Here is a 19,009-nt window from a genome sequence, read left to right as displayed (position 1 = left end):
GCGTGAATGTCAGGGGATCGCGCGAACCACGGCGGCGATGTGCCGATAGTGAAGAGTCGGCGCATCGTGCGGTCCCATCGATCGTCCCGAACGCCTACCGTTTCTGCCCCAAGAACTTCAATCGCCAACCTTGAGGTCCGATCATGTTCACCGGCCTTGGCCGACACGCTTCCTCTCTCTGCAGGATCACTTCCACGAGGCTCGCGCTGGTGGGAGTGGCGGGCGTGCTGGCGATCGGGGGCTGCCAGGCGTTCGACAAGCCCGACGCCAAGGCGCCCAAGCCAACGATCGCGGATCGCACAGTCTTCGATCCGCGTCCAACCACGGTGAACACCCCTGAGGAGATCAGTTCGGCGCTGATCTCATTGAACAACGGCGAGACGCTCCGATCGCAGGGCCTCGCCAATCAGGCGTTGATTGCCTTCGAGCGCGCCATCGCGGAGAATCCCAAACTCGTCCCGGCGTACATGCAGGCGGGCGATATCTATCGCGAGCGAGGTGACCACAGTTCGGCGCAGCAGCGATATGCCCAGGCCGCCGAGATCGATCCGACCAACTTCAGTGCTCATTACAACAACGGGCTGATGCTGCAACTGCTCGACCGGATCTCCGAGTCGGTGGTGGCGTATATCCGCGCCCTCCGTCTCAGTCCCGACGATTTCAAGGCCAACATGAACCTCGCGACGGCGTACCTGCAACTCAAGGAGCCGGACAAGGCCGTGCCCTACGCCGAGCACGCCGTGGAGATCGACGGGCGCAACGCTCCGGCTCGTGTGAACCTCGGCGTGATCTACTCGCAGTTGGCGCGGTACGACCAGGCGATTCTCGAGTACCAGCAGGCCGCCGAGTTGACCCCGCTCACGCCGACCCTCCTCATGAACATGGCCCAGTCGCTCTCGGGCGCGAAGCGTTACGAGGAGATGGCCAACACGCTCGAGCAACTCATCCGCGAGGAGCCCTCCGCCGGCGCCTACGAGCGGCTCGGCTACGCCCGGTTCAAACTCGGCGAGATGGACGCGGCCGAGACCGCCTTCGGGCAGGCCACCAAGATCGACGAGAACTACACCCCCGCGCTCAACGGGCTTGGCGTGGTCTCGCTCAATCGGTGGATCAAGGGGCAATACGCCGACGACGCGATGTGGCGCAAAGGCACAGATCTGCTCCGAAGGTCGCTCGAGATCGACAGAAACCAGCCGCTCATCGTCGAACTCCTCACGCGCTACCAGCAGCAGTAATCGAAGCGTGTTGGCGAGTTGACGAGACTCTCACGACGTGTGAGTTGGCAGCGGTCGAGGGAGGCACACATGAAAGACGGAACGATTGACCCCTCGCTCCTCGAGGCCTTCCCCACGCCGACGGAGACGCCGTTCGTCGTGGAGCACATCGCCGACGAGTTCACCTCGGTCTGTCCCAAGACGGGCCACCCGGACTTCGGCACGGTGACCGTCCGCTTCGAGCCGCGCCCCGCGTCGAAAGGCGGCGTGTGCGTGGAGCTCAAGAGCCTGAAACTCTACTTCCAGTCATTCCGCAACGCGGGGATCTTCTACGAGGCCGTGACGAACCGCATCCGCGACGACCTCCAGACGCTCATGGGCACGAAGTGGCTCGTCGTGCGCACAGACTGGCGCGGGCGCGGCGGGATCCGGTCGGTGATCCGCGCAACGGCGGGGGATGTGCCGCGCGAGTGGATGTCGTAAGAACACGGGTCGAGGGTCAGGCCGCCTTCGCGACGCGCACGCGATCGATCATCTCGTCCACGATGCGATCGAGCGAGTACTCCTGCTTCCACGCGGGGAAGTGCTTGCGGAACTTCGCCATGTTGGTGTAGTAGCAGATATGGTCGCCCACGCGGTTGGTGGGGTTGTACGTCGTGACGGGGCTCTTGCCCGTGCGATCCGCGATGAGTTCGATGCACTCGATGAGGCTCGCGGCGTTGGCCTTCCCGCCGCCGAGGTTGTAGACCTCGCCCGCACGCGGCTTCTGGGCGAAGGCCCAGAAGGCGGAGACGACATCGTGGCAATGGATCTGGTCGCGGACCTGCTTGCCCTTGTAGCCGAAGATCGTGTAGGGTCGCTCGTCGAGCGCGGTGGCGACGAGGTAGTTCAGAAAGCCGTGGAGTTCGACGCCCGCGTGTTGTGGCCCGGTGAGGCAGCCGCCGCGGAATACGCCGGTCTTCAGCCCGAAATACCGCCCATACTCCTGCGCGAGCAGGTCGCCCGAGGCCTTCGAGACGCCAAAGAGCGAGTGCGTGGATTGGTCGATGGTCAGCGACTCGTCGATCCCCTGCTCGAGCGCGACGTCGGCATAATCGAATCTCGTCTCGAGCTCGTGCATCGGGAGCGCGTTGGGCGCATCGCCATAGACCTTGTTCGTCGAGACCTGGATGAAGACCGCCTCCGGGCGGTGCAGGCGGCAGGACTCGAGGAGATTCAGCGTGCCCAGGGCGTTCACGGCGAAGTCGTCGTACACGCGCGACGCGGCAAGGTCATGGCTGGGCTGGGCCGCGGCATGGATGACGAGATCGATGGATTCGTTGCGGAAGATCCGCTCAACGCCCTCGCGATCCCTGATATCGAGCGGCGAGTGCTTGAAGCGTTTGCACGACGCGACAAGACGCGCGAGGTTGGGCGTGGTATCGCCCTTGGGCCCGAAGAAGTCCCGGCGCATGTTGTTGTCCACGCCGAGAACGTCGAAGCCGAGCGAATCAAAGAACGCGACGGCCTCGGAGCCGATCAGCCCGGATGAACCAGTGACGAGAACTCTCATGCGACGCTCGCTTTCAGAACCTAAGGCGGTGTGTGGATCAGGCCGCGGACGACCACGTGGCGGGCCAAGGGAACTCTCCCCGGTTGGCCAGGCGATCGATCATCCGCGTGTGCACAAAGAACGCATCGATGCTCGCGAGTTCCTGGCTCGGTTTGCGCCAGAAATCGCCGAGTTGCACCAGCACGTGCCCCATCGGGCGGAGCGTGTCAATGAGTTCGGTGAGTAGAGGCGTCGCTGGGCCATATCCGCGCGTCAGCCACGTCTCGAGGTGCAGCACATCCGCCGCCTCGATCGTCTTGGCGCCACCGGTGATCACCTCGCGCTCCCCACCCTGCACGTCGATCTTGATCAACTGGGGCTGTGAGAGACGCTGGTCCGCGAGATAGTCATCCAGTCGCCGGACAGGAACAGTTATCTTCTGATCCTTCGGCACGTTCGAAACGAGCAGCGACGAGCCGACACCCGCCGGCTCGCTCCAGAACTCGGCGTCGCTATTGTCAGCCCCAAGGGCGATGGTGTGCAGCCTGAAGTTTGGATGTGTCCGCAATGCCCACTCGAGGATCCGGTCGTAGTCCTCGCGACGCCCCGCGAGCGGCTCGAAGATCTCATATCGAGCGTCGGGAAAGACGCTGTGGATCGTCGTGGACCACGCGGCGTTCGAGCCGCCGATGTCCAGGATGCATGTGGGTTCGAACCCCATCCCGGCAAACCGGGTGAAGAACTCCTGCTCACAGGCGGCAAAGGTGGTGGTCATGGAACGGGACCTCGTGCTCAGGCGGCCTTGGACACATGGCGAAGAAGCGATGCCTCGTACAACGGAAGAACAGCAATGCCGGCCTCACGCAAGGGTCGGCTCGACTCCCACAACGCCTTCTCGTGGGCGTCGGAGGACAGAATCACGGCGTCGAAGCCAATGGCCAAGGCGTTTTCGATCGTGACGACCGGCTTTCCTTCGATCAGCGTCCCCGCGAGGGCCGGGTTGTCATCGATGACCGCCGTGATCTCGAGGGGCGCATCCACGAGTTTGGGAAGAACGTCGCGCGTGTGACGACCGGCTCCATAGAGCGCCACTCGCGTCCGGCCACGGCTCGCGCAGGCCGACAAAGCGCGCGTGATGCGTGCTCGGGGCGAGAGATCGGGCAAGTCGGGCCGACGCCGCAACGCCTCGAGCACGTCCACCCGCAGCCACAACCCGTCGCCATACGACGTCTGCTCCTCGTTGCCCTTGTGGCACAACTCGTGCATCTGGTAGAGTGTGAAGTTGAGCGAACGCAGGTACGCATCGATGTCGGTGAAGGTCGCGCAGCCCTCGTATTCCGCGGCGAACTGGAACTCGCAGTGCAGACCCTTAAGCCCGTCACCCGTCCGAGTCGTCAGCAGCCCCTCGGCCCCCTTGAGGACCTCAAGGTCGTATCCCTGGGCATCGCACTTGAGAAAGTCGATGTGGTCGATCCCGCGGTCCCGCGCCCAGTCGTCGAGCCGGACGACCTGAACGTCGATCGTCTTCTTGGTGTCGTACCAGTCGCCGTAGAAGCGCTTCCCGAGATCCGACGGATGGAGCACGCTGGAGCACCACGAGTTCCCGGTGACGTGGAACGGGATCGTGCCGCTCTGGCTGCCGCACGCGAGGCGGTGGCGGGCGAGGCCGGGAATCTCGGCGGTGTTCTCCTCGAGTTGAGCGAAGGTCTCGGGCGAGGGCTCAAAGGCGTGGATGTCGGCGTTGGGGAAGAGCCGATGCAGGTGCTGGCTCACGACGCCCACGTGGGCGCCCACATCGATGATCGTCAGGCGATCGTCCGGGCTCAGCACACGGGTCATGGAGACGAACGGGTCATACTCGAAGAGTCGCATGAGGTGGTTATCGGTGCCCGCGAGGGGGGGTCTTGAGGACAGAATCGAGCGTGAGGTCGACGTTTTGCGCGACGTCAAGGATTCCCTCAAGTCGGGACCGTGCGATCCCTTCTGGGGCTCAAGAGGGGGTCCCGACAGGGCCGATAGTCTCGGGGCCACGCTGCCACCAACAAGGGTGCGGAGCGTCACGCACCCACGAGTCCCACCATGCCCAGCAGTTCGCCCGAAGTCTGGTTCGCGATTCCATCCGCTAATCCGGAGAAGTGCCGAAAGGTGCTCCCGAAGTGGCGTGAGATGGGGTACAAGATCGCCGTCCTCCAGAATCACGAGCGAGGCGATATTCCCGCGGACCTCACCGTCTGGTTCGACTCCTACCCGGGCTGGCCCGAGAGTGTGAACATCCTCTGCCAGCAGATCGTGCCCGCGTCCTGCCCGATCGTCGTCTCGGGGGGCGACGACATGCTCCCCGACCCCAACCACACCGCCCAGGAACTCGGGCGCCAGTTCCTTGAGCGCTTCCCCGACACCTTCGGCGTCATGCAGCCCCATGGCGACGAGTTCATGGTCGCCCGCCGATACTGCGGCTCGCCCTTCATCGGGCGCGCGTGGTTCTCGACGATGTACAACGGCAAGGGCGCGATGTACTCCGGCTACCGCCACAACTGGGCCGACAACGAGTTGTACTGGCTCGCCAAAGGCCTGGGCGTGCTCTGGGAGCGCCCCGATCTCTCACACTTCCACGATCACTTCACGCGCCGCGGCGAGGAGAAGCCCGGGTACTGGCAGGAGCAGGTCGAGGCTCGAGATCTCGCCGATTGCCAGATGTACATCAATCGATCATGGAGTCGATTCCCCGGGCACCAGCCGGCCCGCCCGATGCACGACGCCAACGGGCGCCCGAGAGTGTTCGACTCGTCGGTGCTGGCGCAGGGGGCGCTGCATCTGGCCGAGATCCGCATGGCCCAGATGACCTATATCGAGGGGGGGCGCGCCGCCTGGATGCTCGCGATGCGCGGGGCCCTCGACGAGCTTGCCAAACGCGGCGTCGGGCCCATCGCGGTCTATGGCTCCGGAACGCACACCCGTGGCGTCTCGGATGTCCTCGCCGCCTCGCCCGTTCCCATCGACTGCATCATCGACGACAACGAATCGCAACAGGGCCAGAGGCTCTGGAACTGGCCGATTGTCTCTATCGAGGAGGCGATCGAACGCGGCGTGAGGGGCGTCGTCCTCTCTGCGAACATGCACGAGCACTCGATGTGGGACAACGCCACGCCATTCTTTGAGCACAACATCCCGGTCCAGCGCCTCTACCCGGCGTCGCACCAGGAGCGATCGGCGCGGATGGAGACGGCCCTCGAGATGCTCCACCGGCACGGTGTCACACGCCTCGGGATCGCCGGCGTTGAGACGGCCCACCTCGAGCAGACCTCATGGTTCGAGTCCTTCGCCGATCGGTTCGAGTGCGTCATCTCGACCACGCGCGACTCGGGCGCGTCGAGTGTCTTTGGTGCTCGCGCCGTCTCGGTCGAACAGGCCTTGAAGATGGGACTGCACGCGGTGATCGATGCCGACGCTCGGCGTCCCCTGGGCATGCCGGCCGACTATGTCGCGCGGTTCGAGCGATCGGGTGTTCCCGTGCTCTGGATGCACCTGCCCAAGCCCATGGTGCGGATGCCGCGTCACGCCCTCGGAGCCGTGGCGTGACTCGTGGAACGACACGAACAGGGCGATCGGTCCGCCGCACCGAACGCTCTGTGCACGTGATCGGCGACAGCCACGTCTCATTCCTCGCCGGCCTGCCGGGCCTCGTGCCAGAGATGCCCGCGAAGGCCGCGTGCGCGATCCCGGGTGTGTGTGTGCACCGCACCGGTCAGTTTCTCGCGCACAGCCTCGCTACGCCGAGGCATCGCGTGCGCACGATGATCCGCCGGGCGCTCGACTCCGCGGCACCCAACGACCGCGTGCTCATGGTCTTTGGCGAGATCGATTGTCGCCGTCACGTCTCGCCCCAGGCCGAGCAGCAAGGACGATCCATCGAGTTGATCGTGCGAGACCTTGCCGCACGTTACGTCAAGGCCGCGCGATCGATCGTCGGCTCACGCGATCTCGCTTTCCTCGCGATCTACCCGACGCGAACCGAGTTCGTCCCCGACGACTGGGGCGCCCGCGGCACGCCCACGGAGCATCGCCGGGCCGCCCGAGCGTTCAACTCAGCGCTCGCGCGCGAGGCAAGGTCTCTTGACGCGCCCGTGATCGATATTAGTCGTTCACTCGCCGATCGCAGAGGTATCGCCCGCGATGAGTTCTTCATGGACGCGATCCACGCCGACTATCGGGCCGCTCCGTTCGCCGTGCGTGAACTCGCGCGCCTGGGGTGGGTGGACGACCGCTCGATTGCGGCGGCCGAGGCTCTCGCTGCGGTCCCGGTTCCGCCGGCGCCCGTGATTCTCCCGCCACCGATGCCGGCGGGAATCTCTACTCCCGACGACGCACGGGCCGCGCTCTTCGATCGTGCCGCGCTCCAGTGCCGCGTCCTCGGCGCCAGGCGAATCGCCCTCTATGGCGCCGGTCAACACACCCGCGATCTCGGCTTCGAGGCCTTCGAACGCCATGGGCTCACCATCGCCGGCGTGATCGACGACGCGCCAAAGTCATCGCGCCTCAAGGGCGTTCGTGTCTACTCGCCAAGCGACCCTGCCTGTGCCGTCGATGCCGTCGTCGTCTCGTCGGACTCGATGGAAGAGGCGCTCGCACGTCGTGCCGCGGCCATTTTCGGACCGCGTGGCGTGCCCGTGATCCGCATCTACGAGTGGCGACGGTCGGCGTAACCGAACTTCTCACTCAGTATGTGCTTTGGACGACGAACACGACGCGTTGGCTCGGAGCGTCCGTCCCACAAGATCCACGACCTCTCGCGCAAACGCATCGAACGAGAACGCGCTTCTCGTGCATCGCCGCTGCCATCGGCTCCATCCCGCGCGATGCCCCTCGCTCTCGACCGCCCTCGCCACGTTCTCGCGGAACGACTCGCGCGACCAGAACCCCGTCTCGCTCGGATCGCCCACATACCACGAAGCGTCATACGACAACGTCTGTCCGAACCGCGACACCCAGTGCGTTCCCGGTTCGATGTGCGTGACGTACAGGCACTGCGGCTCGATGGGACCACGCGGCAGGCCCACCCGATCCCGCACGCGCTGGTTGAGCATCGCGGGCACATGGTCCGCGATCGGCGCCCACGCGTGCTTTCCAGGAAACCGGCACGAAAAATGCTCGATTCGAACGCCCGGCGTCGCTCGAATCGTTTCCTGCGCCCACCACTCGATCTCGTTGAGGTCCTCTCGCTTGATTCGAAGGAGCACCAGCCCACCCGAGAGAGCGCATTCCATCACGCGCTGGTGCTGCAAACCACCCAGCCCCGCGTGGAGGTGCACGCGAGCCGCCTGGTACGCCGCTCGAAGGTCCTCATCGTGCGCGAGCGGCCCCTTGGCAAATCTCCCAAGCGTTGAGTGCCGATCCCAGTTGTTCCCGTAGAGGTGCAACCGCCACGACCGCTCCTCGCACAACTCGCGAGCCCACTCGAGCATCTGGTGTCGAAGTGCCCGTTCCGCGATAGGGGCGGCATAGTTGTTGAAGATCGCGCTCCGCATCGCCTCATCCGCCCGCGCGCCCGCGTGCCGATCGCAGATCTCGCGTGACGCTCGACGCAGCGACGTGGTCATCTCCTCACGGATCGGTGCGCCGATCACACGCTCGATCTCGGGCATCAGATCCGACATCATCGCGAAGAGCAGCGTCCTGAACCCCTCGGGGGACATCGCCACAAGTCGCTCGGCCAGCGCCGAGGGAGACTCCGCATGATGGCTGACGTACGCCACCTCGCACTCATACCGCGACCGTCGCGACTCGTCGATCGGTCCATCATGGAACTTCACCTCGCTCGCCAGCACCGGCGAATACAGGCATTGCTCCCGCGGGAATCCGAACGTATCGAAGAGTTCCGGGTGCAGATGCCCCACGAGAAAATCACGCGTCCCCATCGCTCGTCCGGTCGCGGTCTGGAACATCGCCACCACCTTGTCCTGGATCCATGTCACCATCGGGACGCCGGCGGGCATGACGCCGCCGAGCATCGAACGCGTGTTGTTGATCGAGAGCACGAGGTCGGGCCGCCATTCCGCATGCTGTCGCCAGTGGGCATTGGACGTGAGCAGCGACGCGTCATCCGGCTCGATGAGCACGCGTGCCTCGTGCCCCAGCCGACGGAAGCACTCGGCCAGATCGCGCGACGAGTGCTGGGTGTATGTCGTCAGCCGCGAGGTCAGGATCAGAATCCGCAGTGGATCGTGTGCGCCTGCCGCTGAGTACCGCTCCGCCCACCACGCGTCGTCTCGCCTTGTGTCGATTACTCTCGCCGCGTCGTGACTGCTGTTGAGTTCGGCCTGCTGGGCCTGGCGTGCCGCACCGAGGATCGCCGCGACGCCTTGTAACGATCCAAACGTCGCCCGCACGCCGCTGCCGGGTGCCGTGATCACACGCTCACCAAGCGCCGTATCGAATCGATCGCGAAGCCACGCATCGAGTGCTTCGCCCGCGCGATCACCCGCGAACATCACCACGCGATCGTCCGCGAGCATCTCGGCCAGATCCACAACCGAAAGCCCCCGCAACGCGCTCACCACGTCGGCCTCCACGATCACCACTCTCGTGCGAAGCCCGTCCGCGCGTGTCTGCGTGGATTCGTACACCCAACGTGCCAACCACGGCGGATCAAGCCCTTCGACATACACAGGTTGCGCGCTCGATGCCGGCGCATCAGACGCCGGCGGCACAAACGCCCGACGCGCCAACGACACCTCATCAACAATCCGCGAGACCGCCCGGTCCTTCGCACGTCGGATGACGTTGCCGTCCCGCGAGACAAAGCACTCCTCCGACTCGGCCGTCTCATGCCACGACTCCACCATCGATCGCAGATCGATCGCCCCTTGCGCTCGCGTCGCGAGCGAGTCGAGATTGCGACTGAGAATGTCCTTCCGACGCTCAAGCGAGAGGCGATCGTCCGGCAGACCCGCGATCCGCTCACGCACCGAGGCCAACGTGGCATCCTTGCCCGCGTCTCCACCCTGAACCAATGTCACCGCCTGGAGAACCTCACTCGCTAGCGTGCGCAGCCCGAGATCGGCAAACTTCGTCGCGACGAGAAGCGAGAGTTCGACGTCGCCGGGACTCTGCCGAAGCACCGGCAACGCCTGGGGCAGGATCGACCACGCGTCGCCCGTCTTGCCCCGCGCGAGCAGCACCGCCCGAAGCGGGTTCGTGGACGCCGGGCGCGCGGGGGAGTGAGAGGGCGTCGGCACGCCAAGCATGCGGGCGTAGATCGGTTGATGTTGGGTATCGCGAGCAGATTTTGCCGGTCCTCTGCCACTGCGGTTCTCGGGTTGATTCGGGCGATCGATTGAACCGATAACCAACGCATGGCGAAGCGTGCCGGCAGTTCGGGTTCTGGTGGAGGGGGTGGTGAGGGCGGTCGCGCCTCGGCTACCGGCAAGGTGCTCTCGCGCGAAGACCTCATCGCACGCCGCGATGCCGCCCGGAAGAAGGGCCTCCGCGTCGCCCAGTGCCACGGCTGCTTCGACATCGTCCACCCCGGTCACATTCGCCACCTGCGACAGGCCAGAAGCCACGCCGACGTCCTCCTCGTGAGCATCACGGGCGACGCCGCATACTCCAAGCGTCAGGGCGCGCCGCTCATCCCCGAGGAACTCCGAGCCGAGAATCTCGCCGAGCTCGACTGCGTGGACTGGGTCTACATCGACCCGTCCCCGACGGCCGCCGACCTGCTCGCTGCGGTCAAACCCGATGTCTACGTGAAGGGCAAGGAGTACGAAACAAACCAGGACCCGCGATTCACTCACGAGCGAGAGATCGTCGAGTCCGCGGGCGGCCGCGTCGTCTTCTCGTCGGGCGATGTGGTCTTCTCCTCGACCGCCCTCATCGCCTCGCTCGAGCGATCCATCGATCCCTACCACGCCCGTCTGGGCCAACTCCTCTCGCGCGAGGAACTCGATCCGGCGCGCCTTTCCTCGCTGATCAGCGCGTTCCGTGGCAAGCGCGTGCTCGTCGTGGGTGAGACGATCCTCGATGTCTACTCCCTCTGCGACCAGCCCGAAGTGGCCGCCGAATCACCCGTGCTCACCCTGCGCCCGCTCGAACGCCGTCGGTACGACGGCGCCTCGGCGATCATCGCCCGCCACCTCGCATCGCTGGGCGCGAATCCAGTTCTCCTCACGGGCCTCGCCGAGCACGACCAGGGCCTGCGCCTCCGCCTCGAGGCCGAGGGCGTCGAGGTCGCCTCTGTCCGGATCCCCGGCGAGATGCCCGAGAAGCACCGCTACCTCGTCGGCGCCCAGAAAGTGATGAAGGTCAACTGCCTGAGCCCGATCGTGCTCGATGCGCGGACGCAGGACGAACTGATCCTCCAGGCCGTGCGCCACGCCACGTCGTGTGACGCCGCCATCGTCGCCGACTTCGGCAACGGCTTGCTCTCGCCCGAACTCATCGTCCGTCTCGGCTCGGCGTTGCGCCCCCGCGTCGGCACGCTCGCGGGCGATGTCAGCGGGCCACGCTCGCCACTGACCAGTTTCCGCAACTTCGACCTCCTCACGCCCAGCGAGAGCGAGGTTCGCGGCGCGACGCGATCCTTCGACGAGAGCCTCCCCGCCGCCGCGTGGCGCGTCATCCGCGAGAGCGGCTGCGCCAACCTCATTATCACCCTCGGTGGCGACGGCCTCATCGCCTTCGAGCCACTCGCGGGCGCAACCGCCGGCGACGCGGACGACCCCAATCGCTCACGCGTCCGGGGCGAGCACGTCCCGGCGCTCAGCGGGTTCCCCGTCGATCCCCTCGGTTGCGGCGATGCGCTCCTCGCGACGAGCACGCTCGCCCTCGCCTCCGGTGCCACGCCGCTCCAGGCCGCCTTCCTCGGCTCGCTCTCGGCAGCAGCAGAAGCCCAGCGCCTTGGCAACATCCCCATCGGCTCACAAGATCTGCGCCAGGGCCTCATGCGCCTCTCGAGTGCCACGCTCGCCCTCGGGCTTGACCACGCCTTCCCCGCCATGCAACCCACCCCACGCGACGGCCTGCTCGCGTCATGATCTCGTACATCATCCCCACACGCGATCGCCACGACACGCTCCACGAGACGCTTGGGTCGCTCTCACGCCTCGGCCCGCACGACGCCGAGGTCATCATCGCCGACAACGCCTCACATGAGCCGGTCCGAGTGCCCGCAACGTTGGACTCGGGCGTGAGCGTTCGCGTGCTTCGACTCGACGGGAACCTCGGAGCCGCCGCTCGGAACCACGTTGCCGAAATCGCCTCGGGCGAATGGCTCGTCATGCTCGACGACGACTCCTCGCCCGACAATCTCGGCTTCATCGAGGTGCTGCGTGCCGCGGAGCCGGATGTACACGCCGTCGCCGCAGAGATCCATCTCCCACACCAGAACGGCCGTGCCATTCGCGAGCACGGCGGCCTCCCCGAGGTCTTCATCGGCTGCGGCGTCGCCATCCGTACCGACGACTACCGACGCCTCGGCGGCTACGACGCGTCGTTCGGCTATTACGCCGAGGAATACGACCTCGCCGCACGAATGCTCCTCGCTGGCGGGCGCATCGCCCTCGATCGCCGCTTCCGTGTCACCCATCGCAAGGTGAGCCAATCTCGCGATTTCTCACGGATCGTCCGAAATCTCGTCCGCAACAACTCGTGGGTCGCACGCCGATACTGCCCGAGCGACGACGGATGGAACACCGAGGCCTGGCGGCACATCACCCGCTACGCCCGCATCGCCCGCAAGGAGCACGCGATCGCCGGCTACGCTCGAGGCCTCTTCGATCTCGCCACGACGTGGTTCGATCAGCCCACAACGCCCATGCCACAATCGCTCTGGGATCGCTTCACAGGGTTGCACGCCGCACGCAAGGCACTCGCGCACGAGATCGCCACGCGTGGCCCACTCGGACAGGTCGCGATCGTCGCCCCCGGCAAGAACGAATGGGCCGTGCGCCAGGCGCTCGATGAGCTCGGGATCGCTACGAATGCCGCACCCGACCACGCCGACACACTCGTCCTCGGCACCCTCAGCCCCGGCCCGATGCTCGACGCGTTCGACGCGTGGACATCACGCCACCCGAGGGTGGTCATGCCATGGCTGGTTGATGACGCGGGCTGTGCTATAGATTCAGATCAGCCACCAAACACAACGCCGAACTTCAGGCCCGATCCAGATCGTACTTTGCTTGCGCCTCAGATCCGGATATCTGCCTGAGAGTTGGCGGGCCGCCTCCTTGCATGTGGCCTTGCGGGTACAACAATTCCCAAAGCCTGTTGTCGCCAGGATCCCTGTAGAGAGTGTCCCAACCATCAGTCGAACTGCCAATCCGAACCAACACGTTCATGATGAGCCATTGAATTCGATTGCACGCGTAGTTGCCTCGAATTCGGCCGGCGACATGCTCATACTTCCCAACGATTTCGTTTTCTGTTGGATGAAGTGGGTCCATGATTCGATAGTCATCGTGCAAACCGGATTTGGACGAAGTCAGTCCAGCAAAAACAACACATCCCGCGAGTACTCGCGGGATGGTCAAATGACCCTGATGGGATTCGAACCCATGTTCCTACCGTGAAAGGGTAGTGTCCTAGACCAGGCTAGACGACAGGGCCAACGCTGCGGGGAGTGTAGGAGGCGACGACTCGCAGGGCCGACGCCGCACGTGCCAAGGATCTGAGCCGGTTTCAGTGATCCCGACCGCCAGGAGCCACAGTTCGTGCCTCGAAACGCCGCTCCCATCACGCCCCTTCGCCTGCCGCGTGGCGTGACACACCTCGTCGTCTTCGGCGGCACCTTCGACCCGCCACACGACTACCACGCCGCCGAGCCGGCCCGCGTCGCCGAACGCCTCTTCGGAAAACGAGCACTTGTCCTCTACGTTCCCGCCGCTCGCAATCCGCTGAAATCGAAAGGCTCCATCGCCTCCGACGCGGATCGCCTCACGATGCTCGCCCTCGCGACCAAGGACGCGCCAGGCCGCACCGCGATCTGGACCGACGAGATCGACCGGGCAGTGTGGTCGCGCGAGCGAAACACGACCTCAAAGCCCACGGCTCAGCAACCCAGTTTCATGGTCGACACTCTCGAACGCCTCCGAAGGATCACACCCAGTTCAGTGACACTCCGCCTCCTCGTCGGCGGCGACGCCATCGCCTCGTTCCACAAGTGGCGCCGCGCTCGCCGGATCATCGAACTCGCCGAACCGCTCGTCATGCCCCGCCCGGGTGTGAACGGAAGTGAAGTCGTGGGGGCGCTCGATGTCTTCGAGTCGCTAGATTTGAAGTTCTGGACGCGGGCCGAGCGTGCCGCATGGTGCACTCGACTCGCCCCGGCCCGCATCGACGACGTCTCGTCCACCGCCCTGCGTGCCGCGATCGCTCGTGCTCACGCCGACGCACGCCACTGGCGAAGCGACCCGATGCTCCGCCACCTTCCCGAACAGGTTGCGAAACACATCCGCGAGCACCGGCTCTATTCGTGATTCACGAGCGCCTACTACCCTTGATTCCATGGATGAGGCGCTCCGCGACCGGTTCGATGCTCTACTGGAGGAGGCTCTCGAGCGCCTCCCCGAGCAGGTCCGGGCGTGGCTCGACCGCATCCCCGTGATCGTCGAGGACATCCCCGATGAGAAAACCCTCGCCTCGCTCGCCCAAGAACATGGCGAGCCCATGGAACCGACCGAACTCTGTGGCCTGCACACGGGCGTCGCCAACACCGAGCGCTCCATCGATGCAACCGCCGGCGTCGAACTCCCCAGCGAGATCTTCCTCTTCCGAGAAGGGATCGTCCAGGAGGCCGGCGGCTGGGAAAGCGGCGATGAGGACGCGGAAGAGGCCGACGACGCCATCTATGAACAGATCGTCGTCACCCTGCTCCACGAACTCGGGCACCAGTTCGGCCTCAACGAGGACGACCTGAAACGACTCGGTTACGACTGACAACGATACAGGAACCAACGATCGACGCGGAGTAGAGTGATCCGTCACAACACAAGGACACGGCGAGAAGCAGTTATTCGTGCATGTTCGAGCAACGCCAGGCGTGCAGAGGAGTTCATCGATGAAGCGTTCGATCCAGGCAATCATGGCAGCAGGGGCGGTGGGGATGATGGCGATCGGCGCACCGGCCCTCGCCCAGTCGTTCAAGATCGGGACCCTCGAGATCAAGGGCAAGCCCGCCGAGATAGACGACAATCCCTTCGCGATGTTCGGCGGCGGCGAGCCCACGCTCCGCATGCTCGTCGAGTCCATCCACACCGCCGCGAAGAGTTCATCCAACAACGCCCTCCTCGTCCGCCTGAAGGACGCCCAACTCTCGATGACCCAGACCGAGGAACTCGGCGCCGCCATGGACGCCTATCGCCAGACCGGCAAGCAGGTCTGGGTCTTCGGCGAAGGCTTCGCCACGTCCGACCTGCTCCTCGCCTCGCATGCCGACCGCGTCCTCGCCCAGCCGCACGGGCCCGTGATCTTCCCCGGGTTGTACATGGAGGAGATGTTCCTCGCCGACACGCTCGCGTGGATCGGGATCAAGGCCGACATGGTGCAGGTCGGCGACTACAAGGGCGCCGCCGAGCAGATGTCGCGGACCAGCCCCAGCCCCGCGTGGGACCAGAACATCTCGCAACTCCTGGACTCCATGTACGACAACATGCGCACCCACGTCAAGAGCGGGCGTCACATGAGCGACGCCGAACTCGACCGCGCCATGGAGGCATCCTGGTTCTGCGACACCGAAAAAGCCGTGGAAGTCGGCCTGATCGACGCGCCCACCGACCTCACCGCCATCGAGCAGGCCTTCCAGGATGGCCCGGCCGACCACGCCATCTCGTGGTCCGGCTCGATCGTCCCCGAGAAGGCCAACCCCATGGCCGCCCTCGCCAATCCCTTCGGCATCTTCGCGATGCTCGCCAAGAAGCCCGAGCACCACGCCACCGACGACACCATCGCCGTCCTCCACATCAACGGCGTGATCGTTGACGGCGACTCCTCCTCCGGCGGCCTCTTCAGCGGCGGCGGCAACGTCGGCGCCCGCACCGTCCGCAACGCCATCGAGGACATCCTCAACGAGGACATGATCCATGGCGTGATCGTCCGCATCGACAGCCCCGGCGGCTCCGCGACCGCCAGCGAGACCATCTGGCTCGGCATCCGTCGCCTCGCCGAGAAGAAGCCCGTCTGGGTCAGCGTCGGCGGGATGGCGGCCTCGGGCGGCTACTACATCGCCGTCGCCGCCGACAAGATCTACGTCAACCCCAGCAGCATCGTCGGTTCCATCGGCGTCGTCGGCGGCAAGATGGCCATGGACGGGCTCTACGACCTCCTCAAGGTCCACGTCCATCCGCGCACGCGCGGGCCCATGGCCAACATGTTCCGCTCCACCAAACCCTGGACCGATCAGGAACTCGCCACCGTCCGCACCCGCATGACCGAGACCTATGAACTCTTCACCCGCCGCGTGAGCGTCGGACGCGAGGGGATCGACCTCTCCCAGACCGCCGAGGGCCGCCTCTTCACGGGCAACAAGGCCATCGGGCTCCACATGGCCGACGAGATCGGCGGGCTCGACAAGGCCATCAAGGACATGGCCGACTCCCTTTCCCTCACGTCCTACGACGTCATGGACTATCCAACGCCCAAGTCCTTTGAGGAATACATGCAGGACATGTTCGGCGGCATGGCGAAGAGCCCCGTCGACGGCAAGGCCGCGATCGAGGGCATGGCCAAAGCCGTCCTCGGCGACAAGGCCTGGCCACAGGTCCAGCAGGCCCTCGAGGGCGCCGCCCTCCTCCAGAAGCAACCCGTCATCCTCATGACGCCCAGCGTGCTGATCGAGAAGTAGTCCGTGGTGGCACTGCTCTCCAGAGCAGTATCTTGAATTCTCGGTGGCACCGCTCCCCAGAGCGGTGTCATTGATCACTCGGGAGCATTGGACATCCGGAATATACCGAGATTTGGTGCAATGTGACTGAGGACACCGCTCTGAAGAGCGGTGCCACCAAGGGAGCGGTTCCAGCAGAACTCACCCCTCGAGGTACGTGTACCCCTCAAGCCCATCATCGTAGTACTTGAGCAGGCTCTTCCCCTCGGCGACGGTGAGCCGCGACTGCTTGCACGCCGCCTCGACATCCTGGCGCATCGCCCGCTTCATGTCGTCGATGTCGTACTGGACATACCCCAGCACCTCCTCGACGGTGTCCCCCTCGATGACCTCGTCGAGGCGCCACTCGCCGTTCTCCTCAAGGCTGATGTGCACGGCATGGGTGTCGCCCAAGAGGTTGTGCAGGTCGCCCAGGATCTCCTGATACGCCCCGAGCAGGAAGACGCCCAGGTAATACGGCTCGTGCGTCGTCACGCCATGCTCATCGACCTTGGTGATGAGGTCGTGGAGTTCGAGGGCCTTCTTGTCGATGCGCTTGTCCACGAAGTGGTCGATCTTGCCGTCGGAGTCGCAGGTGATATCGCCCAAGATGCCATGACGAGTGGGCTGTTCATTGAGGCGATGGATCGGCACGATGGGGAAGAGTTGATCGATCGCCCACGAGTCGGGCATCGACTGGAAGAGCGAGAAGTTGCAGAAATAGATATCGCTCAGGAGTTCCGGCAGGCTCTCGAGTTCCTCGGGGAGGTCGCCCTTCTTGGTCGCCCGGTCGAGGATCCGCTGGCCGACCGCCCAGAAGAGCCGCTCCGCCGCCGCCCGCATGGGGAGGGAGATGTACCCAAGCGAGAAGAGGCTCATCGCCTCATCGCGCGCCTGTGTGGCGTCGTGATACGTCTCCATCAGGTTCCGGTCGGTGATGCCCTTGTACGCGTCGAGCAGGTCGAGCACGGGCTGGGGCACCTCACCCTTCTCACCGCCGGCGGGCTTGGTGGCCTCGGGCGTGCCGTTGCCCTTGCGGGCTTTGATTGCCGCGGGCGTGACCCCGGCGACCTCGTCTTTCATCGCCTGCTCGATCCACGCGAGATCCGGGTCGGACTCGAATCGGCTCACCCCCAGCACGTCCACCACGAGCACCGACGAGTACGCCACCATCGCCCGCCCGGACTCGGTGATGAGTTTGGGATGGGGGACCTCGGCATCATCGCAGACGGCCTTCACGCGATAGACCACATCCCGGGCATACTCCGCCACGGTGTAGTTGATGGAACTGGGCCAGGCCGACTGGCTCCCGTCATAGTCCACGCCCATCCCGCCGCCGATATCCAGCATCGACAGCCCCGCGCCCATCTTGTGGAGTTCGCAGTAGACGTGCGCCAACTCGTTCACCGCATTCTTCAGGACACGGATGTCGTACAACTGGCTCCCCACGTGGCAGTGGATCAGGTTCAGGCAATCGAGCATCCCGTGCGTCTTGAGGAACTCGACGGCCTTCAGGCACTCCGAGACAAACAGCCCGAACTTCGAGCGGACGCCCGCCGAGCCTTCCCAGCGCCCCGCGCCACGGGCCGACAGTTTCACGCGCAGCCCGATCTTCGGGCGGACGTTGTACGCCTTCGCGTGCTTGACGATCAGTTCGAGTTCCGAGAACTTCTCGACCACGGGGATGATGTTCCGCCCGAGTTTGGTCGCGAGGATGACGGTCTCGATGAACTCGTCGTCCTTGAACCCGTTGCAGATGATGGGCATCCCGTTGACGCCCGGCCCGCCCGCCGCCGCCGAAAGCCCCAGCACCGCGAGCAACTCCGGTTTGGATCCCGCCTCCAGCCCGAAGTCGAGTTCCACGCACGCCCGCGCCATCTGCTCGCAGACGTGGCGCTGCTGGTTCACCTTGATGGGGTACACGCACGAGTACCCGCCCGAATACCCCTGCTCGCCCATCGCCTCGTCGAAGGCCCGCCGGATCTCGCGCAGGCGATAGTCGAGGATGTCATTGAAGCGAAGGAGCACCGGCGTGTGGATGCCGCGTTCCACAAGCCCGGCGATGACCTCGTGCAGATCGATCTGGGCCGCGGGCGTCTTCGTCGGGAGGATGGCCAGATGCCCCTCCGAGTTCACGCTCACGAAGCCCTTCCCCCAGTCCGCCACGCCATACAGGCCGGCCGAGTCCTGCGGGGTCCACTGTCCATGAAGAAATGCGCTGCGGGTGGAGATGGTGGCCATGAATGAACAGGAGGGGCGACTCGTGGCGGGCCAGGGTGGCACGCCGGACGAGGGTCGGTGCGACCGACCGCGCCATTCGGGACGCCCACGCCTCAATGCCGGCGGCCCCGCGCGATCGAAGATGTGCGCCCGCGAGTGGTGGGGGCTCCGGCTCCACCGTTCCCCGTT

General features: G+C 65.1%; 15 protein-coding genes and 1 tRNA gene. 9 read left to right on the top strand and 7 right to left on the bottom strand.

What is annotated here, in order from left to right; all coding sequences use genetic code 11:
- Positions 1–209 precede the first annotated feature (209 nt).
- The gene (locus IPK69_05670) at positions 210–1,235 is read left to right on the top strand and encodes a tetratricopeptide repeat protein (GenBank protein QQS10106.1); all 1,026 of its coding nucleotides are present in this window, start codon (positions 210–212) and stop codon (positions 1,233–1,235) included.
- 69 nt (positions 1,236–1,304) lie between these two features.
- Positions 1,305–1,697: an NADPH-dependent 7-cyano-7-deazaguanine reductase QueF gene (queF, locus tag IPK69_05665; protein ID QQS10105.1), complete on the top strand. Its 393-nt coding sequence runs from the start codon at positions 1,305–1,307 to the stop codon at positions 1,695–1,697.
- Positions 1,698–1,713: 16 nt separating this feature from the next.
- Here queF and IPK69_05660 read toward each other — a convergent pair whose 3' ends face one another.
- The 3 genes from IPK69_05660 to IPK69_05650 are packed head-to-tail and all read right to left on the bottom strand — an operon-like array spanning position 1,714 to position 4,617.
- Positions 1,714–2,766 (bottom strand): NAD-dependent epimerase/dehydratase family protein, encoded by a 1,053-nt coding sequence (locus IPK69_05660; GenBank protein ID QQS10104.1) that lies wholly within the window; start codon positions 2,764–2,766, stop codon positions 1,714–1,716.
- Between the two features lie 37 nt (positions 2,767–2,803).
- Positions 2,804–3,520, bottom strand: coding sequence for an FkbM family methyltransferase (locus IPK69_05655; GenBank protein QQS10103.1), 717 nt, complete (start codon positions 3,518–3,520; stop codon positions 2,804–2,806).
- A 17-nt stretch (positions 3,521–3,537) separates the two neighbouring features.
- The gene (locus tag IPK69_05650; GenBank protein QQS10102.1) at positions 3,538–4,617 is read right to left on the bottom strand and encodes an FkbM family methyltransferase; all 1,080 of its coding nucleotides are present in this window, start codon (positions 4,615–4,617) and stop codon (positions 3,538–3,540) included.
- A gap of 207 nt (positions 4,618–4,824) precedes the next feature.
- Between IPK69_05650 and IPK69_05645 the strand changes: the two genes are divergently transcribed.
- Together IPK69_05645 and IPK69_05640 are read left to right on the top strand one after the other, a co-directional pair.
- The gene (locus tag IPK69_05645) at positions 4,825–6,324 is read left to right on the top strand and encodes a hypothetical protein (GenBank protein QQS10101.1); all 1,500 of its coding nucleotides are present in this window, start codon (positions 4,825–4,827) and stop codon (positions 6,322–6,324) included.
- Positions 6,325–6,380: 56 nt separating this feature from the next.
- Positions 6,381–7,448 (top strand): hypothetical protein, encoded by a 1,068-nt coding sequence (locus tag IPK69_05640; protein ID QQS10100.1) that lies wholly within the window; start codon positions 6,381–6,383, stop codon positions 7,446–7,448.
- Between the two features lie 9 nt (positions 7,449–7,457).
- Here the strand turns inward: IPK69_05640 and IPK69_05635 are convergent, their stop codons facing one another.
- The gene (locus IPK69_05635; GenBank protein QQS10099.1) at positions 7,458–9,989 is read right to left on the bottom strand and encodes a hypothetical protein; all 2,532 of its coding nucleotides are present in this window, start codon (positions 9,987–9,989) and stop codon (positions 7,458–7,460) included.
- Positions 9,990–10,097: 108 nt separating this feature from the next.
- On the opposite strand from IPK69_05635, the gene IPK69_05630 reads away from it, so the two are divergent.
- Both IPK69_05630 and IPK69_05625 read left to right on the top strand, forming a co-directional pair.
- Positions 10,098–11,777 carry an adenylyltransferase/cytidyltransferase family protein gene (locus IPK69_05630; protein QQS10098.1) on the top strand — a complete coding sequence of 560 codons (1,680 nt, stop codon included), beginning with the start codon at positions 10,098–10,100 and terminating at the stop codon, positions 11,775–11,777.
- The gene (locus IPK69_05625) at positions 11,774–12,952 is read left to right on the top strand and encodes a glycosyltransferase (protein QQS10097.1); all 1,179 of its coding nucleotides are present in this window, start codon (positions 11,774–11,776) and stop codon (positions 12,950–12,952) included. The genes IPK69_05630 and IPK69_05625 overlap by 4 nt, the downstream gene beginning before the upstream one ends.
- On the opposite strand, the gene IPK69_05620 is transcribed toward IPK69_05625, so the two are convergent.
- Both IPK69_05620 and IPK69_05615 read right to left on the bottom strand, forming a co-directional pair.
- A complete protein-coding gene (locus IPK69_05620; protein QQS10096.1) occupies positions 12,897–13,187 on the bottom strand; it encodes a hypothetical protein in 291 nt (96 codons plus the stop codon). The two genes, IPK69_05625 and IPK69_05620, sit on opposite strands and share 56 nt — an antisense overlap.
- An 88-nt stretch (positions 13,188–13,275) precedes the next feature.
- Positions 13,276–13,350, bottom strand: a tRNA-Glu gene (locus IPK69_05615).
- Positions 13,351–13,454: 104 nt separating this feature from the next.
- Here IPK69_05615 and IPK69_05610 point away from each other — a divergent pair.
- From IPK69_05610 to sppA, 3 genes are all read left to right on the top strand, one after another.
- Positions 13,455–14,219, top strand: a complete 765-nt coding sequence (locus tag IPK69_05610) for a hypothetical protein (GenBank protein QQS10095.1) — start codon at positions 13,455–13,457, stop codon at positions 14,217–14,219.
- A gap of 28 nt (positions 14,220–14,247) precedes the next feature.
- Positions 14,248–14,679, top strand: coding sequence for a metallopeptidase family protein (locus IPK69_05605; protein ID QQS10094.1), 432 nt, complete (start codon positions 14,248–14,250; stop codon positions 14,677–14,679).
- Positions 14,680–14,800: 121 nt separating this feature from the next.
- Complete coding sequence (gene sppA, locus IPK69_05600; protein QQS10093.1) at positions 14,801–16,582, top strand: signal peptide peptidase SppA; 1,782 nt, start codon at positions 14,801–14,803, stop codon at positions 16,580–16,582.
- 180 nt (positions 16,583–16,762) lie between these two features.
- On the opposite strand, the gene speA is transcribed toward sppA, so the two are convergent.
- Complete coding sequence (speA, locus tag IPK69_05595) at positions 16,763–18,841, bottom strand: biosynthetic arginine decarboxylase (protein QQS10092.1); 2,079 nt, start codon at positions 18,839–18,841, stop codon at positions 16,763–16,765.
- Between the last annotated feature and the right edge of the window lie 168 nt (positions 18,842–19,009).

The organism is Phycisphaerales bacterium (assembly GCA_016699835.1).
In the GTDB taxonomy this organism is placed as follows: Bacteria; Planctomycetota; Phycisphaerae; order Phycisphaerales; family UBA1924.
The sequence above is the reverse complement of the archived record's forward strand: the minus strand, read 5'-3'. Positions and strand labels throughout refer to the sequence as shown.

Bases quoted from the DNA above. Each gene is read 5' to 3' on its own strand.
- queF (QQS10105.1), top strand. From the start codon at position 1,305: ATGAAAGACGGAACGATTGACCCCTCGCTCCTCGAGGCCTTCCCCACG.
- IPK69_05660 (QQS10104.1), bottom strand. From the start codon at position 2,766: ATGAGAGTTCTCGTCACTGGTTCATCCGGGCTGATCGGCTCCGAGGCC.
- IPK69_05655 (QQS10103.1), bottom strand. From the start codon at position 3,520: ATGACCACCACCTTTGCCGCCTGTGAGCAGGAGTTCTTCACCCGGTTT.
- IPK69_05650 (QQS10102.1), bottom strand. From the start codon at position 4,617: ATGCGACTCTTCGAGTATGACCCGTTCGTCTCCATGACCCGTGTGCTG.
- IPK69_05645 (QQS10101.1), top strand. From the start codon at position 4,825: ATGCCCAGCAGTTCGCCCGAAGTCTGGTTCGCGATTCCATCCGCTAAT.
- IPK69_05635 (QQS10099.1), bottom strand. From the start codon at position 9,989: ATGCTTGGCGTGCCGACGCCCTCTCACTCCCCCGCGCGCCCGGCGTCC.
- IPK69_05630 (QQS10098.1), top strand. From the start codon at position 10,098: ATGGCGAAGCGTGCCGGCAGTTCGGGTTCTGGTGGAGGGGGTGGTGAG.
- IPK69_05625 (QQS10097.1), top strand. From the start codon at position 11,774: ATGATCTCGTACATCATCCCCACACGCGATCGCCACGACACGCTCCAC.
- IPK69_05620 (QQS10096.1), bottom strand. From the start codon at position 13,187: ATGGACCCACTTCATCCAACAGAAAACGAAATCGTTGGGAAGTATGAG.
- IPK69_05605 (QQS10094.1), top strand. From the start codon at position 14,248: ATGGATGAGGCGCTCCGCGACCGGTTCGATGCTCTACTGGAGGAGGCT.
- sppA (QQS10093.1), top strand. From the start codon at position 14,801: ATGAAGCGTTCGATCCAGGCAATCATGGCAGCAGGGGCGGTGGGGATG.
- speA (QQS10092.1), bottom strand. From the start codon at position 18,841: ATGGCCACCATCTCCACCCGCAGCGCATTTCTTCATGGACAGTGGACC.